General features: G+C 65.7%; 15 protein-coding genes. All 15 read right to left on the minus strand.

Annotation, left to right across the window (positions count from 1 at the left end; translation table 11 throughout):
• Nucleotides 1-7 precede the first annotated feature (7 nt).
• The gene (locus ABL838_RS28725; protein WP_418123062.1) at nt 8-718 is read right to left on the minus strand and encodes a phosphatase PAP2 family protein; all 711 of its coding nucleotides are present in this window, start codon (nt 716-718) and stop codon (nt 8-10) included.
• A 25-nt stretch (nt 719-743) separates the two neighbouring features.
• Complete coding sequence (locus ABL838_RS28730) at nt 744-1,910, minus strand: Gfo/Idh/MocA family protein (protein ID WP_418123063.1); 1,167 nt, start codon at nt 1,908-1,910, stop codon at nt 744-746.
• 167 nt (nt 1,911-2,077) lie between these two features.
• Entirely contained in the window at nt 2,078-3,040 is a 963-nt protein-coding gene (locus tag ABL838_RS28735; protein ID WP_418123064.1) for a substrate-binding domain-containing protein, read from the minus strand.
• Between the two features lie 43 nt (nt 3,041-3,083).
• Nucleotides 3,084-4,109, minus strand: a complete 1,026-nt coding sequence (locus tag ABL838_RS28740) for an ABC transporter permease (protein WP_418123065.1) — start codon at nt 4,107-4,109, stop codon at nt 3,084-3,086.
• Nucleotides 4,072-5,616, minus strand: coding sequence for a sugar ABC transporter ATP-binding protein (locus ABL838_RS28745; RefSeq protein WP_418123066.1), 1,545 nt, complete (start codon nt 5,614-5,616; stop codon nt 4,072-4,074). The genes ABL838_RS28740 and ABL838_RS28745 overlap by 38 nt, the downstream gene beginning before the upstream one ends.
• Nucleotides 5,613-6,782 (minus strand): ROK family protein, encoded by a 1,170-nt coding sequence (locus ABL838_RS28750; RefSeq protein ID WP_126025128.1) that lies wholly within the window; start codon nt 6,780-6,782, stop codon nt 5,613-5,615. The genes ABL838_RS28745 and ABL838_RS28750 overlap by 4 nt, the downstream gene beginning before the upstream one ends.
• A gap of 229 nt (nt 6,783-7,011) precedes the next feature.
• Entirely contained in the window at nt 7,012-7,431 is a 420-nt protein-coding gene (locus ABL838_RS28755) for a F0F1 ATP synthase subunit epsilon (RefSeq protein ID WP_019657634.1), read from the minus strand.
• Between the two features lie 12 nt (nt 7,432-7,443).
• A complete protein-coding gene (gene atpD, locus ABL838_RS28760; RefSeq protein WP_126025129.1) occupies nt 7,444-8,844 on the minus strand; it encodes a F0F1 ATP synthase subunit beta in 1,401 nt (466 codons plus the stop codon).
• 146 nt (nt 8,845-8,990) lie between these two features.
• Nucleotides 8,991-9,386 (minus strand): hypothetical protein, encoded by a 396-nt coding sequence (locus tag ABL838_RS28765; RefSeq protein WP_418123067.1) that lies wholly within the window; start codon nt 9,384-9,386, stop codon nt 8,991-8,993.
• Between the two features lie 88 nt (nt 9,387-9,474).
• Nucleotides 9,475-10,350 (minus strand): F0F1 ATP synthase subunit gamma, encoded by an 876-nt coding sequence (gene atpG / locus ABL838_RS28770; protein WP_126025131.1) that lies wholly within the window; start codon nt 10,348-10,350, stop codon nt 9,475-9,477.
• 33 nt (nt 10,351-10,383) lie between these two features.
• The gene (gene atpA / locus ABL838_RS28775; RefSeq protein ID WP_126025132.1) at nt 10,384-11,937 is read right to left on the minus strand and encodes a F0F1 ATP synthase subunit alpha; all 1,554 of its coding nucleotides are present in this window, start codon (nt 11,935-11,937) and stop codon (nt 10,384-10,386) included.
• 38 nt (nt 11,938-11,975) lie between these two features.
• Entirely contained in the window at nt 11,976-12,506 is a 531-nt protein-coding gene (locus ABL838_RS28780; RefSeq protein WP_418123068.1) for a F0F1 ATP synthase subunit delta, read from the minus strand.
• A gap of 8 nt (nt 12,507-12,514) precedes the next feature.
• Complete coding sequence (locus ABL838_RS28785; protein ID WP_019657640.1) at nt 12,515-12,985, minus strand: F0F1 ATP synthase subunit B; 471 nt, start codon at nt 12,983-12,985, stop codon at nt 12,515-12,517.
• A gap of 81 nt (nt 12,986-13,066) precedes the next feature.
• Nucleotides 13,067-13,330: a F0F1 ATP synthase subunit C gene (atpE, locus tag ABL838_RS28790; RefSeq protein WP_019657641.1), complete on the minus strand. Its 264-nt coding sequence runs from the start codon at nt 13,328-13,330 to the stop codon at nt 13,067-13,069.
• Between the two features lie 60 nt (nt 13,331-13,390).
• Complete coding sequence (gene atpB / locus ABL838_RS28795) at nt 13,391-14,260, minus strand: F0F1 ATP synthase subunit A (protein WP_019657642.1); 870 nt, start codon at nt 14,258-14,260, stop codon at nt 13,391-13,393.
• Nucleotides 14,261-14,263 lie beyond the last annotated feature (3 nt).

Below are 14,263 nucleotides of genomic sequence, written 5' to 3' on the forward strand. Positions count from 1 at the left end.
GATCGGCCTACGCCGGAACAGCCGCCGCGCCGCGCCGCCTCGTGGCAACGCCGAACGCCACGCCCAGGGCGAAGCCGCCGAGCACGTCGATCAGCACGTGCTGTCGCACCGCCATCGTCGAATAGACGATGCCCGCGGCCCAGGCCACGTTGATGGCGCGCAGCCAGAGCGGCGCCCCCACCGCCCGCAGTTGCCGCGCCAGCACCACGCAGCTGAACACCGAAAACGACACATGCAGCGAGGGGAAGGCGTTGCCGGCCGAATCGACCATCTTGAGGAACTGCAGCGAGGTGCCCGGCGTGGTCTCGACCACGAAGTTGGGAATCGCCGTGGGCATGAACCAGAACACGAGCAGCGCCAGCAGCGTCATGGCCGCGCAGCCCAGCGAGAAGCCGGTCAGTTCGCGCATGTCCCTGGCCAGCAGCACCGGCAGCGCGATGTAGCCCCATAGCGATAGATACACCGGCAGCAGCCACGGCCAGAAGGCGATGAGTCGGTCGACGGGCGTGAGGGGCAACACCCAGGCCTGGCCCGCGTTCTTCATGATCCAGAAGTACAGCGGGAAGAAACCGAGCGTGGCGACGGTGTTGCCGACCAGCTTCAGGGGGAACAGTGTGATGCTGCGCTTCCACAATGCCGCGAGCCATGGCGGCACCATCGAGGAAGACGATGCGGAAGAAGACGACGAGGATGTTGCGTCGGACGCGGGAGGTGTCATGGAGGCCTGGGCAGCGCGCCGCGCGCTACCAGGGCGTCCACTTTAATTCGCTTTTCGCCGAAGCCACCGTGCGCTCGATGAAGCGCACGCCGCGCGCGCCATCCTCCACGCGCGGATAGTCCGTAGCCAGCGGGTCGGCAGTACGCCCTTCGAGCCTTGCGCGGATGTCCGCCGCCACGCCCGCGTACACGTTCGCGAAGGCTTCGATGAAGCCCTCCGGGTGCCCGGCCGGCAGCCGGCTCGCGCGTTTCGCGGACTCGCACAGCCACGGCGCGCCGCGCGTGAGTACCTGCAGCGGCCCGTCGTGCGGCAGGTGCACCAGCCGGCTCGGTTGCTCCTGGTGCCATTCGAGCGTGCCAAGCGTGCCCGAAACGCGCAGGCGCAGGTCGTTCTCCAGGCCGGTGTTGATCTGCGAAGCGATGAGCACGCCGCGCGCGCCGCCCTCGAAGCGCAGCAGCAGGCTGCCGTCGTCGTCGAGCATGCGCCCCGGCACCAGTGCACCGAGGTCGGCGCACAGGCTCTCGATGCGCAGCCCGGTGACGGTGGCCACGAGGTTCTCGGCATGCGAGCCGATGTCGCCGATGGCGCCGGCCGCGCCGCTGCGCGCGGGGTCGGTGCGCCAGTCGGCCTGCTTGTTGTCGCCGCTGCCCTCGACGTGGCTCGCAAGCCAGCCCTGGTTGTATTCGACGACGACCTTGCGCACCTTGCCGATGAGGCCCGAGCGCACCATCTCGCGCGCCTGCCGGACCATCGGGTAGCCGGTGTAGTTGTAGGTGACGCCGAACACCGTGCCCTTCTTCGCGACCGTAGCGACCAGCGCGTCGGCCTGCTCGCGCGTGTGCACCAGCGGCTTGTCGCACACCACGTGGAAGCCCGCCTCGGCGAAGGCCTGCGCCACCGGGAAGTGCACATGGTTGGGCGTGACGATCGACACGAAGTCGATGCGCTCGCCCTCGGGGCGCTTCAGCTCGTCGGCCAGGAGCGCCTGCCAGTCGCCGTGGTTGCGATCGGCGGCCAGGCCGAGGTCGCGGCCCGAGGCGCGCGCCTTCCCGGGGCTGGACGAGAGCGCGCCCGCGACGAGCTTGATCTGCCCGTCGAGCGCCATGGCCTTGCGGTGCACGGCGCCGATGAAGGCATCGCGGCCGCCGCCGACCATGGCGTAGCGCAGTTTGCGGGGAGGTGTGTCGGTCATCGATCGTCTCGGCGTTTCCGGAAACTGTTCCCTCTCCCCTTGGGGAGAGGGCTAGGGTGAGGGTGGCGGCATTTGCACACGCACCGTTTTCGCCGTCGCCGCAGGCCCTCACCCCAACCCTCTCCCCGGGGGGAGAGGGAGCAAAGCAGGCCCGCCGCTTCGGGACATCAGAAAGGCGAATTGGGGTGGTAGAAGTCCTTGGCGTTTTCCTTGGTGATGAGCACCGAAGGAATGATCGTGGTCGCCGGCAGCTTCTCGCCCTTCAGGCGCGCTTCTGCCGTGAGCTTGATCGCGTCGTAGATGAACTTGGGCGAGTAGCTCACGTCGGCCGTGATGCGCTTGTCCTTGCCGTCCATGATGGTCTTGACCATGCCCTTGGCGCCCGCGCCGCCGAAGATGATCTTGATGTCGTCGCGCTTGGCCTGCTCGATGGCCTTGAGCACGCCCACGGCCATGTCGTCGTCGGCGGCCCAGATGGCGTCGATGCTCTTGAAGCGCGTGAGGTAGTCCTGCGTGACCTTGAAGGCGTCGTCGCGGTTCCAGTTGGCGTACTTGGCGTCGAGCAGCTTGATGTCGGGGCTGTTCTTGAGCACCGCGTTGAAGGCATCCATGCGCTCGTTGTCCAGCGTGGTCGCGATGCCGCGCAGCGCCACCACGTTGCCCTTGCCGTTCAGCTGCTTCACGATGTACTCGGCAGGGATCTTGCCGAAGGCCGTGTTGTCGCCGGCCACGTACGCATCCTGCGCGCTGGTGTCGGTGAGGCCGCGGTCCACCACGGTCACGTAGGCGCCCTTGGCCTTGACCTGTGCCACGGGCTTGGTCAGCGCTGCGGATTCGAAGGGGAACACGACCAGCGCGTTGATCTTGGTGACCGTCGAAAGGTCCTGCAGCTGGTTGGCCTGCTCGGGCGCGTTGGCGGCCGTCTTGATGGTGATCTTCAGGTCCTTGTGTTCCTTCTCCAGGTCCTTCTTCGCCTGGTTGGCCCAGTAGTTGATGCCGCCCATGAAGCTGTGCGTGGCGGCCGGAATCGAAACGCCGAGGTTGACCTTCTCCGCGGCGAGCGCGGGCAGGCTGGCGAACGCGGCGGCGGCAACCGCCGTGAATGCGAGGCGTCGGGTGAAAGTCGTCATGCTGGATGTCTCCTCTTGGTTGATGGAACGGAACGGGAAAGAACTAGCGCCGGCCGCGCTGCAGGAACGCGACGATGATGATCACGAAGCCCTGCACCGCCGCGTTGAGGTACACGCTGATGATGCTGGTGAGGTTCAGGATGTTGCTGATGACCGAGAGCAGCACCGCGCCCACCACCGTGCCGGTGATGCTGCCCGCGCCGCCCTTGAGCGCCGTGCCGCCCACGATCACCGCGGCGATGGCTTCGAGCTCCCACAGCAGGCCGGTGGTCGGCGAGGCCGAGCCCAGTCGCGGCACGTACAGCAGCGTCGCGATGCCCACGCACACGCCGAGCAGCACGTAGGTGAGGATCTTCACGCGGTCGACGTCCACCGCCGCGTAGCGCGCGACCTGCTCGTTGGAGCCGATCGCCTGCACGTAGCGTCCGTAGGCCGTGCGATTGAGGATGAGGCCGCCCACGATGGCGACGATCACGAACACCCACACCGGCACCGGGATGCCCGCGAGGCTCGCGTAGTACACCGGCGCGTAGAGGTCCGACAGCTCGTTGTCGAGCGTGAGCGCGCCGCCGTCGGCGAAGTACGTGAGGTAGGCGCGGAAGATGCCCAGCGTGCCCAGCGTCACGATGAAGGGTTCGATGCGCCCCTTGGTGATGAGCAGGCCGTGTGCGAGGCCGAACACCGCGCCGAGCACCACCGCCAGTACCGCGCCCATCACCACCGCCAGCAGCGGCGAGCCCGAGGCCGGGCCGGCCCAGTTGATGAACATGATCACGCTGCCCGCGATGAGCGCGGCCATCGAGCCCACCGACAGGTCGATGCCGCCCGAGATGATCACGAAGCACATGCCCACCGCGATGATGCCGATGAAGGCCGTGCGCGTGAGCACGTTCATCGCGTTGTCGACGGTCGCGAAGTCGCCGTTCAGCAGCGTGCCCGCGATGCACAGCAGCACCAGGCCGATGACCGGGCCCAGGCCGTGCAGGCGCTCGGTCCAGCGCGGCTCGGTCTCGCTGCGGTGCGCGGCGGCTTCAGGCTGCGGCTGTGGTGTCTGCTGTTCCGGTGGCATGAGCGATGAGCTCCTCTTCTGTCAAATGCTCCGCGTCAAGCGTGGCGACCAACTTGCCTGCCCGCATCACCGCGACGCGGTGGCACAGGCCGATCAGCTCCATCAGCTCCGACGAGACGACGATCACCGCGAGCCCTTCGCGGGCGAGTCGCTGGATCAGGAAATAGATGTCGCGCTTGGCGCCCACGTCGACGCCGCGCGTGGGCTCGTCGAGAACCACCACCTTCGGCCTGGGCTGCAGCACCTTCGCGAGCGCGAGCTTCTGTTGGTTGCCGCCCGACAGCGACGAGGCCTTCACGTCGAGCGAGCCGGTGCGGATGCCGTAGTCCTTTACCGCCTCGGCCAGCGCGCCGCGCTCGACCTCGGGCTTGAGCCAGGGTTGCGCGTAGCGCTCCAGCGCCATGAGCGTGAGGTTCTGCCGCAGGCCGAAGTTGACATGCAGGCCCTTGCCCTTGCGGTCTTCGCTCAGGTAGGTGAGGCCGTGCCGCGCCGCGTCGCGCGGATTGCGCCAGCCCTTGCCGTGGGGCACGGGCTTGCCCAGCATCTCGACGCTGCCGCCGCTGGCGGGCCGCAGGCCCAGCAGGCCCTCGAAGAGCTCGGTGCGCCCCGCGCCGACGAGGCCCGCGAAGCCGAGGATCTCGCCGGAGCGCACCTCGAAACTCGCGTCCTGCGCCCAGCCGGGCACGCTGAAGCCTTGCACGCGCATGGCGGGCTCGCCGGACATCGTCACCGCATCGCGCGGCGGGTACAGGTCGGCCAGCTCGCGGCCCACCATCAGGTTGGCCATCTGCTGGCGCGTGACATCGGCCGTGGGCGCGCGCGCCACGAAGCGGCCGTCGCGCATGACGATGACTTCGTCGGTCACCTGCTCCACCTCGTCGAGCTTGTGCGAGATGTAGACGATGGTCACGCCGTCGGCGCGCAGCTGGGCGATCAGCTTGAAGAGGCGCTCGGTCTCGCCGGGCGTGAGCGTGGCGGTGGGCTCGTCCATGACGAGCAGTCGGGCGCGGCGGGCGATGGCCTTCGCGATTTCCACGAGCTGCTTCTCGGCGACGATGAGCTTGCGCACCTTGGTGCGCGGGTCGATGTTCAGGCCTACGGCCGCGAGCGCGGAGGCGGCGTCGCGCTCCATGGCGGCATCGTCGAGCAGCCAGCCTTTCTTCTTTTCATGGCCGAGAAAGATGTTCTGCGCCACGTTCAGGTCTTCGGCGAGGTTGAACTCCTGGTGGATCAGCACGATGCCCAGCGCCTCGGCGTCGCGCGAGCTCGCGAACTGCCGCGGCTGTCCGTTGATCTTCAGAGCGCCGCCGGTCGCCGACTCGTAGCCCGACAGGATCTTCATCAGCGTGGACTTGCCCGCGCCGTTCTCGCCGAGCAGGCCGTACACGTGCCCGGGCGCGAGCGCGAAGCTCACGCCGTGCAGCACCTGCACCGGGCCGAAAGCCTTCACGATGCCGTCGAACTCGACAGCGACGCTGCCTTTGCCGCTCATGCCCGCGTCGGTCATGGCGCCACCCCGCGTGCCTTCAGCGTTTCCTGCATCGCGAGCACGCCCGCGCCGATCAGGCCGCCCTGCATGCCCAGCGGCGTGTACTGGATCTCCAGGTGCCGCGTGGAAAGCGCCAGCGAGCGCTGGTACACGCTCTGCCGCACGGCAGCGAGGAACAGCGGCCCGATGCGCGTGATGCCGCCGCCGATGAACACGTGCGACGGATTGAAGAAGTTGACGACCGAAGCGAGCATCTGCCCGATCAGGCTGCCGGCGCGCTGGATGATGGCGTTGGCAGCCGTGTCGCCGCCGCGGCTGGCCTGGCCCACGTCGATCGCGTCGATGCGGCCGTGCTGGCGCAGGACTTCGGCCAGCGCGGCGCTCTCGCCGGCCTCGGCGGCCTGCACCGCCATGCGAGTGATCGCCGGGCCGGCGGCCATCGCCTCGACGCAGCCGAGGTTGCCGCAGTGGCAGCGCGGGCCTTCCTGGTCGACGCAGATGTGGCCCACGTCGCCGGCCGAACCGGCGGCGCCGCGGTACACCTCGCCATGGCAGACGATGCCGCAGCCGATGCCCGTGCCGATCTTGATGACGAGGAAGTTCTGCAGCGAGCGCCTCAGACGCCACAGCTCACCGAGCGCCATGAGGTTCACGTCGTTGTCGACGAAGACGGGGGCGGCATAGTCCTCGCGCAGGTAGTCGCGGATCGAGAAGCTGTCCCATGCCGGCATCAGCGGCGGGTTCACGAGCTGGCCGATCTCGAAGTTGACCGGGCCGGGCACGCCGATACCGATGCCGAGCACGTCCTTGGGGCCGTGGCCACAGCGGGCCAGCAGCTCGCGCATCAGCACGCGCACACGGGCCAGCACGACCGCTGGGCCCTCTCGCACGTCGGCGGGTTCGTCGTGCTGGGCGAGCACGCTGAGGTCGGGCCGCAGCACGGCCACGTCGAGGCTGGTGGCGCCGATGTCGACGCCGACGAGCACGCCGAGTGCGGCATGCAGCTGGAGGTTTTCGGGGCGTCGTCCGCCCGACGAGCGCTGCAGGCCGGCTTCCGCCAGAAGGCCCTGGTCGACGAGGCCGGCGATCAGCCCGTTGGCCTTGCTCTTGGAAAAGCCCAGCTGCTCCGCCATGGCATGGCGCGAACCGCCGGCCGACCAGAAGGTCGTTTCCAGCAAACGCATTTCGTCCGCAGTGATGCCACTCCAGGGTGCCACGCGCCTTGTCTCCGGTGTTCTTTGTCTTGCGCCAGCGGTCATTGCCGCTGGACGAAGGCGAATACTAGGTGGCGGGCTTCAGCCGGACAAGGCCGAACTTCGACCTAATTCAGGCCAAATGACAACGATGCCAGGCGCACGGTGGACGAAAAAAAGCCGCCTCGAAGGGCGGCTTCTTGTGCTCCGACGAAGGAGCTTATTTTTTCTGACGGTACTTGCGCAGCGCCGCGATCTGGGCGGCCATCACGGCCAGCTCGGATTGGGCCATCGCGATGTCGATGTCGCTCTTCGCGTTCTTCAGCGCTTCTTCTGCTGCGGCCTTGGCCTGATTGGCCTTCTCGTCGTCGAGGTCCTTGCCGCGGATCGCGGTGTCGGACAGCACGGTGACTGCGTTGGGCTGCACTTCGAGAATGCCGCCGGCCACGAAGACGAACTCTTCCTTGCCGTCGGCGGTTTCGATGCGCACGGCGCCGGGGCGGATGCGCGTGATCAGCGGGGTGTGGCGCGGGAAGATGCCGAGCTCACCGGCTTCACCGGGCAGCGCGACGAACTTGGCTTCGCCCGAGAAGATCGACTCTTCCGCGCTGACCACGTCCACATGGATGGTGCCTGCCATGGTGATTCCTTCTTAAGCGACCTTCTTGGCCTTCTCGAACGCTTCGTCGATGGTGCCGACCATGTAGAACGCCTGCTCGGGCAGGTGGTCGGCTTCGCCGTTCACGATCATCTTGAAGCCGCGGATGGTTTCGGCCAGCGGCACGTACTTGCCGGGCGAGCCCGTGAACACTTCGGCCACGTGGAACGGCTGCGACAGGAAACGCTGGATCTTGCGGGCGCGGGCCACGGCCAGCTTGTCTTCCGGAGCCAGTTCGTCCATGCCCAGAATCGCGATGATGTCGCGCAGTTCCTTGTAGCGCTGCAGGGTGCCCTGCACGGCGCGGGCCACGTTGTAGTGCTCTTCGCCGACCACATTCGGGTCGAGCTGGCGCGAGGTCGAGTCCAGCGGGTCCACGGCGGGGTAGATGCCCAGCGAGGCGATGTCACGCGACAGCACCACGGTGGAGTCCAGGTGGGCGAAGGTGGTGGCAGGCGACGGGTCGGTCAAGTCGTCGGCGGGAACGTACACGGCCTGGATCGAGGTGATCGAGCCGACCTTGGTCGACGTGATCCGCTCCTGCAGGCGGCCCATTTCCTCGGCCAGCGTCGGCTGGTAGCCCACGGCGGAAGGCATGCGGCCCAGCAGTGCCGACACTTCGGTACCGGCCAGCGTGTAGCGGTAGATGTTGTCCACGAAGAACAGAACGTCACGGCCTTCGTCGCGGAACGACTCGGCGATGGTCAGGCCGGTCAGCGCCACGCGCAGGCGGTTGCCCGGGGGTTCGTTCATCTGGCCGTAGACCATCGACACCTTCGAGTCCTCGAGCTTCTCGAGGTTCACGACGCCGGAGTCGGCCATCTCGTGATAGAAGTCGTTGCCTTCGCGGGTACGTTCGCCCACGCCTGCGAACACCGACAGACCCGAGTGAGCCTTGGCGATGTTGTTGATGAGTTCCATCATGTTCACGGTCTTGCCCACGCCGGCGCCACCGAACAGGCCCACCTTGCCGCCCTTGGCGAACGGGCAGACAAGGTCGATCACCTTGATGCCGGTTTCGAGCAGGTCCTGCGAAGGCGACAGTTCGTCGTACGCGGGAGCCTTGCGGTGGATGGAAGCGGTGAGCTCCTGGCCCACGTCGCCGCGCTCGTCGATCGGGCGGCCCAGCACGTCCATGATGCGGCCGAGGGTGGCCTTGCCGACCGGCACGGTGATGGGAGCGCCGGTGTTGGTCACGACCAAGCCGCGACGCAGGCCGTCGGACGAGCCCAGTGCAATGGTGCGCACCACGCCGTCGCCGAGCTGCTGCTGAACTTCGAGGGTCAGCCCGCCGCCTTCGAACTTCAAGGCGTCGTAGACCTTGGGCATCTGGTCACGCGGGAACTCCACGTCGACCACGGCGCCGATACATTGGACAATTTTTCCTTCAGCCATGGCGTTTCCTTCTGGATGGATCTCAATAAATTTGCGACAGGTTCTTGCAGAAGCGTCCTGCTGCCAAAACGGGCCGCTTTTGCAAGAAAGCCGGACAGGCCGGCATCCTTGAATTTCTCTTTGCAGTCTTCGCTGTCAGTACTTCATCAGCACTTCATGGCCGTCGCCTGTGCGGCGAAAGCGTCCGAAGCAGCCTTGCAGGCCTGGCCCAGTGCAGCCTTGTCGGCGCCCATCGAAGCCCAGGTGGCCTTCGTCTGGTCGAGGCTTGCCTTCATGGCGTCGGCAGCAGCACCGCTTTGCGAAGCGACGCAGGTCTGCACCTTGGCCAGGTAGTCGTTGCATTCCTGCGGCAGATCGGCGGCGGATGCCGTCGGAGCTGCGGCGGGAGCAGCCGCCGGCGCTGCTGCAGGAGCGGGCGCGGGTGCCGGAGCGGGCGCTGCAGGTGCAGCGGCTGGAGCCGGTGCAGGCGCGGGCGCCTCTTCCTTCTTGGAGCAGGCGGTCAGAACGGCAGCAACAGCCACCAGAGCAAGCATCTTCTTCATTTTGCGCAGAGTCCCCTAAAAAAGGCCTTGGGTTATCAGGAGCGCAGAACGCCCCTGATCAGCAACGCGGCCTGTTGCATTGCCTCGATCAAACGCCCGCGGCAGCGGCCGCGCCGGACACGATTTCCGACAGTTCCTTCGTGATGCCGGCCTGGCGGGTCTTGTTGTAGACCAGCTTCAGCTCGTTGATCACGTTGCCTGCGTTGTCGGTCGCGGCCTTCATGGCCACCATGCGCGCCGAATGCTCGGACGCCATGTTCTCGGCCACGGCCTGGTACACCAGCGATTCCACGTAGCGCACCAGCAACTCGTCGATCACGCTCTGCGCATCGGGCTCGTAGATGTAGTCCCACGAGTGATGCGCCGGATCGGCCTGCAGCGTCTCGGCCTTCAGCGGCAGGAGCTGTTCCACCATCGGCTCTTGCTTGATGGTGTTGATGAACTTCGTGTAGCACAGGTACACCGCCGACAGCTTGCCTTCGGCGTAGGCGTCCAGCAGCGTCTTGACCGGCCCGATGAGCTTGTCCAGATGCGGCGTGTCGCCCAGCTGCGTCACATGGGCCACCACGCGGGCGCCGATGCGGTTCAGGAAACCCAGCCCCTTGTTGCCGATGGCGACCGACTCCACCACGTTGCCTGCGGACTGCGCTTCGCGCAGCTTGCTGGTGACAGCACGCAGCAGGTTGGTGTTCAGGCCGCCGCACAGGCCCTTGTCGCTGGTCACGATGATGAAGCCGACGCCCTTGGCGTCGTTCGTCTTCATGAAAGCGTGGGTGTACTCCGGGTTCGCCTTGCCGAGGTTGGCTGCGATGTTGCGGATCTTTTCGCTGTAGGGGCGAGCGGCGCGCATGCGATCCTGCGCCTTGCGCATCTTGGAAACCGAGACCATTTCCATGGCCTTGGTGATCTTCTTGGTGTTCTCCACCGATTTGATCTTGCCGCGGATTTCCTTACCAGCTGCCATGAGAGCTCCTTCTTGCGTCGGTCAAGGCGTCGATCAGGCGAACGACTTCTTGAACGAGGTGACGGCGGCCAGCAGTTCGGCTTCCGATTCCTTGTCCAGAGCCTTGGCCTTCTCGATCTTGTCGAGCAGCGCGGCGTGGCTGGACTTCAGGAACTGGTGCAGGCCGTGCTCGAAAGGCAGCACCTGCTTGATTTCGAGGTCGTCCATGAAGCCCTTGTTCACGGCGAACAGCGACGCGCCCATCAGCGAGATCGACAGCGGGCTGTATTGCGGCTGCTTCAGCAGTTCGGTCACGCGGGCACCGCGGTCGAGCTGCTTGCGGGTGGCTTCGTCGAGGTCGGAAGCGAACTGCGCGAACGCAGCCAGCTCACGGTACTGCGCCAGGTCGGTACGGATACCGCCGGAGAGGCCCTTGATGATCTTCGTCTGGGCCGACGAACCCACGCGCGACACCGAGATACCGGCGTTGATGGCGGGGCGGATACCTGCGTTGAACAGGTTGGTTTCCAGGAAGATCTGGCCGTCGGTGATCGAGATCACGTTGGTCGGAACGAAGGCGGACACGTCGCCGGCTTGCGTTTCGATGATCGGCAGCGCGGTCAGCGAACCGGTCTTGCCCTTGACTTCACCCTTGGTGAAGGCTTCGACGTAGTCGGCGTTCACGCGGGCTGCGCGCTCGAGCAGACGGCTGTGGAGGTAGAACACGTCGCCGGGGTAGGCTTCGCGGCCCGGGGGACGACGCAGCAGCAGCGACACCTGGCGGTAGGCGACGGCCTGCTTCGACAGGTCGTCATAGACGATCAGCGCGTCTTCGCCGCGGTCGCGGAAGTATTCGCCCATCGTGCAGCCCGAGTAGGCCGCGACGTACTGCATTGCAGCCGATTCCGATGCCGAAGCCGCGACCACGATCGTGTAGTCCATGGCACCGGCTTGTTCCAGTGCGCGCACCACGTTCTTGATCGACGAAGCCTTCTGGCCGATCGCGACGTAGACGCAGGTCATGTTCTGACCCTTCTGGTTGATGATCGCGTCGATCGCCACGGCGGTCTTGCCGGTCTGGCGGTCGCCGATGATCAGCTCGCGCTGGCCGCGGCCCACGGGCACCATCGAGTCGATGGACTTCAGGCCGGTCTGCATCGGCTGGTCGACCGACTTGCGGGCGATCACGCCCGGTGCGACCTTCTCGATCACGTCCGTCATCTTGGCGTTCACCGGGCCCTTGCCGTCGATCGGCTGGCCCAGGGCGTTCACCACGCGGCCGATGAGCTCGGGGCCCACCGGCACTTCCAGGATGCGGCCCGTGCACTTGACGGTGTCGCCTTCGGAGATGTGCTCGTACTCGCCCAGAATCACGGCGCCGACCGAGTCGCGCTCGAGGTTCAGGGCCAGACCGAACGACGGAACGCCGTCGGCAGTGGCCGGGAACTCCAGCATTTCGCCCTGCATCGCGTCGGACAGGCCGTGGATGCGCACGATGCCGTCGGTCACCGACACCACGGTGCCTTCGTTGCGGATGTTGGCACTGACCCCGAGGCCCTCGATGCGGCTCTTGATCAGCTCGGAAATTTCTGCGGGATTGAGTTGCATGACTCTTTCCTTCTTTCTTTGTAAGGGGCCGGGAGCCGTCAGGCCACCAGCGCAACTTTCATTTGTTCAAGGCGCGCTTTGACGGAGGTGTCGAGCACCTCGTCGCCGACCACCACACGGATGCCGCCGATCAGTTCAGGCTCTTGGCGAACCGTGACCTGGAGCTTGCGACCGAAGCGCTTCTCGAGCGCGGCCGACACGTTGGCCAGTGCCGCGGCGTCGATCGGGAAGGCGCTGTAGACCACGGCGTCGGACGAACCGCTCTTCGCGTTGGCGAGTGCCCGGAACTGCTTCGCAATTTCCGGCAGCACCGAAAAGCGCCCGTTCTCGAGGAGCGCGGACAGGAAGTTCTGGGCAGGAGCGGCCAGCGGTGCACCGAATGCACCGGCGACCACGCCGATCACCTGGTCGGCCGTGGCCTTCGGGTTCTCGGCGAACTGCTGGAGCTCCGGATTGGCCGCGATGGCGGCAATCTTTTCGAGCCAGGCGCTGGTTCCGGCAACGTCGGACGACGAAGCCTTGAAGAGCGCCTCGGCGTAGGGGCGTGCAATGGTGGCGAGTTCTGCCATGGCTTCTATCAGAGTTCGGTCTGCAGACGGGCGAGCAAATCGGCGTGAACGCCCGCATTCACTTCCTTGCGCAGAATCTGCTCCGCGCCCTTGACTGCCAGTGCCGCGACCTGCTCGCGCAGGGCTTCACGGGCCTTCAGTGCCTGCTGTTCGGCTTCGGCGCGTGCGGCTGCAACGATCTTGTTGCCTTCCTCGGTCGCGCGGGCCTTGGCCTCTTCAACGATGGCCTGGGCGCGACGTTCGGCGTCGGCAAGACGTTGTGCGGACTCGTTGCGGGCCTGGCCCAGTTCGGCTTCCACGCGCTTGTTGGCGGCGGAAAGCTCGGACTTGGCCTTGTCGGCTGCAGCGAGGCCTTCGGCGATCTTGGCAGCGCGTTCGTCCAGCGCCTTCGCGATCGGCGGCCACACGTACTTCATCGTGAACCCGACCAGGATCAGGAACACGATCATCTGAACGATCAGGGTACCGGTAATGCTCACTTTTCACCCTCTCTATGGGATTGAATCGAAGCCATTCGCTAGCAGGCTAGAGAACGACGACGCAGGTCCGACGAGAAAGACTTACTTCGGCAGGTTGGCGATTTGCGACAGGAACGGGTTGGCCGTTGCGAACCACAGGGCGATACCGGTGCCGATAATGAACGCGGCGTCGATCAGACCAGCCAGCAGGAACATCTTGGTCTGGAGTTCACCCATGAGTTCGGGCTGACGTGCGGCCGACTCGAGGTACTTGCTGCCCATGATGCCGATGCCGATACATGCGCCCACAGCGCCCAGACCGATGATCAGGCCGGCGGCCAGTGCAACAAAGCTAATAACTTCCATGATGACTCCTAGAGGACTTTGGTTGAAGAGAAAAACAAAAACAAGAACGAAAGCGGCTGATCAGTGGTGATCGTGGGCCTGGCCGATGTAGACCAGCGCCAGCATCATGAACACGAAGGCCTGCAACGTGATGATCAGGATGTGGAAGATGGCCCAGGCCGTACCCGCGATGATGTGGCCGATGGCCAGGCCGATGCCGGTGGCCGAGAGCGACCAGGCACCGCCCATCAGGGCGATCAGCAGGAAGATCAGTTCGCCGGCGTACATGTTGCCGAACAGACGCATGCCGTGCGAGACCGTCTTGGCGACGAACTCGATCAGCTGCATGGCGAAGTTGAAGGGGTACAGCGCCCAGTGGTTGCCGAAGGGTGCGGTGAACAGCTCGTGCACCCAGCCGCCCAGGCCCTTGATCTTGACGTTGTAGTAGAGGCAGACCAGCAGCACGGCGACCGACATGCCCATCGTCACCGAGAGGTCGGCGGTGGGCACGACGCGCAGATAGGCGTGATGCGGATCTTCACCGGCGAGGTGGAAGATCTTGGCCCAGATCGCCGGGAACAAATCGACCGGGAACAGGTCCATTGCGTTCAGCAGGAAGATCCACACGAAGATCGTGAGCGCCAGCGGGGCCACGAACTTGCGGCTGGTGGCGTTGTGGACGATGCCCTTGGCCTGCTGGTCGACCATTTCGACGAGCAGTTCGACAGCCGCTTGAAAACGGCCGGGAACACCCGAAGTGGCCTTGCGGGCAGCCAGCCAGAGCAGCCAGCAACCCAGGATACCGAGCGTGATCGAGAAGAAGAGAGAGTCGAAGTTGAAAACCGAGAAGTCGGCCACACCTCCGGGCTTGGAGCTTTGCAGGTGCGTCAAGTGGTGAATGATGTATTCACCAGCGGTCTGACCATGTTCCGCAGCGTTTTCAGCAGCCATTCG

Origin of the sequence: Variovorax sp. 160MFSha2.1, assembly GCF_048305075.1 — a bacterium.
Lineage (GTDB): Bacteria > Pseudomonadota > Gammaproteobacteria > Burkholderiales > Burkholderiaceae_C > Variovorax > Variovorax guangxiensis.

Excerpts from the sequence above, each read along its gene's own strand:
- ABL838_RS28725 (WP_418123062.1), bottom strand. The coding sequence starts at position 718 with ATGACACCTCCCGCGTCCGACGCAACATCCTCGTCGTCTTCTTCCGCA.
- ABL838_RS28730 (WP_418123063.1), bottom strand. The coding sequence starts at position 1,910 with ATGACCGACACACCTCCCCGCAAACTGCGCTACGCCATGGTCGGCGGC.
- ABL838_RS28735 (WP_418123064.1), bottom strand. The coding sequence starts at position 3,040 with ATGACGACTTTCACCCGACGCCTCGCATTCACGGCGGTTGCCGCCGCC.
- ABL838_RS28740 (WP_418123065.1), bottom strand. The coding sequence starts at position 4,109 with ATGCCACCGGAACAGCAGACACCACAGCCGCAGCCTGAAGCCGCCGCG.
- ABL838_RS28745 (WP_418123066.1), bottom strand. The coding sequence starts at position 5,616 with ATGACCGACGCGGGCATGAGCGGCAAAGGCAGCGTCGCTGTCGAGTTC.
- ABL838_RS28750 (WP_126025128.1), bottom strand. The coding sequence starts at position 6,782 with ATGCGTTTGCTGGAAACGACCTTCTGGTCGGCCGGCGGTTCGCGCCAT.
- ABL838_RS28755 (WP_019657634.1), bottom strand. The coding sequence starts at position 7,431 with ATGGCAGGCACCATCCATGTGGACGTGGTCAGCGCGGAAGAGTCGATC.
- atpD (WP_126025129.1), bottom strand. The coding sequence starts at position 8,844 with ATGGCTGAAGGAAAAATTGTCCAATGTATCGGCGCCGTGGTCGACGTG.
- ABL838_RS28765 (WP_418123067.1), bottom strand. The coding sequence starts at position 9,386 with ATGAAGAAGATGCTTGCTCTGGTGGCTGTTGCTGCCGTTCTGACCGCC.
- atpG (WP_126025131.1), bottom strand. The coding sequence starts at position 10,350 with ATGGCAGCTGGTAAGGAAATCCGCGGCAAGATCAAATCGGTGGAGAAC.
- atpA (WP_126025132.1), bottom strand. The coding sequence starts at position 11,937 with ATGCAACTCAATCCCGCAGAAATTTCCGAGCTGATCAAGAGCCGCATC.
- ABL838_RS28780 (WP_418123068.1), bottom strand. The coding sequence starts at position 12,506 with ATGGCAGAACTCGCCACCATTGCACGCCCCTACGCCGAGGCGCTCTTC.
- atpE (WP_019657641.1), bottom strand. The coding sequence starts at position 13,330 with ATGGAAGTTATTAGCTTTGTTGCACTGGCCGCCGGCCTGATCATCGGT.
- atpB (WP_019657642.1), bottom strand. The coding sequence starts at position 14,260 with ATGGCTGCTGAAAACGCTGCGGAACATGGTCAGACCGCTGGTGAATAC.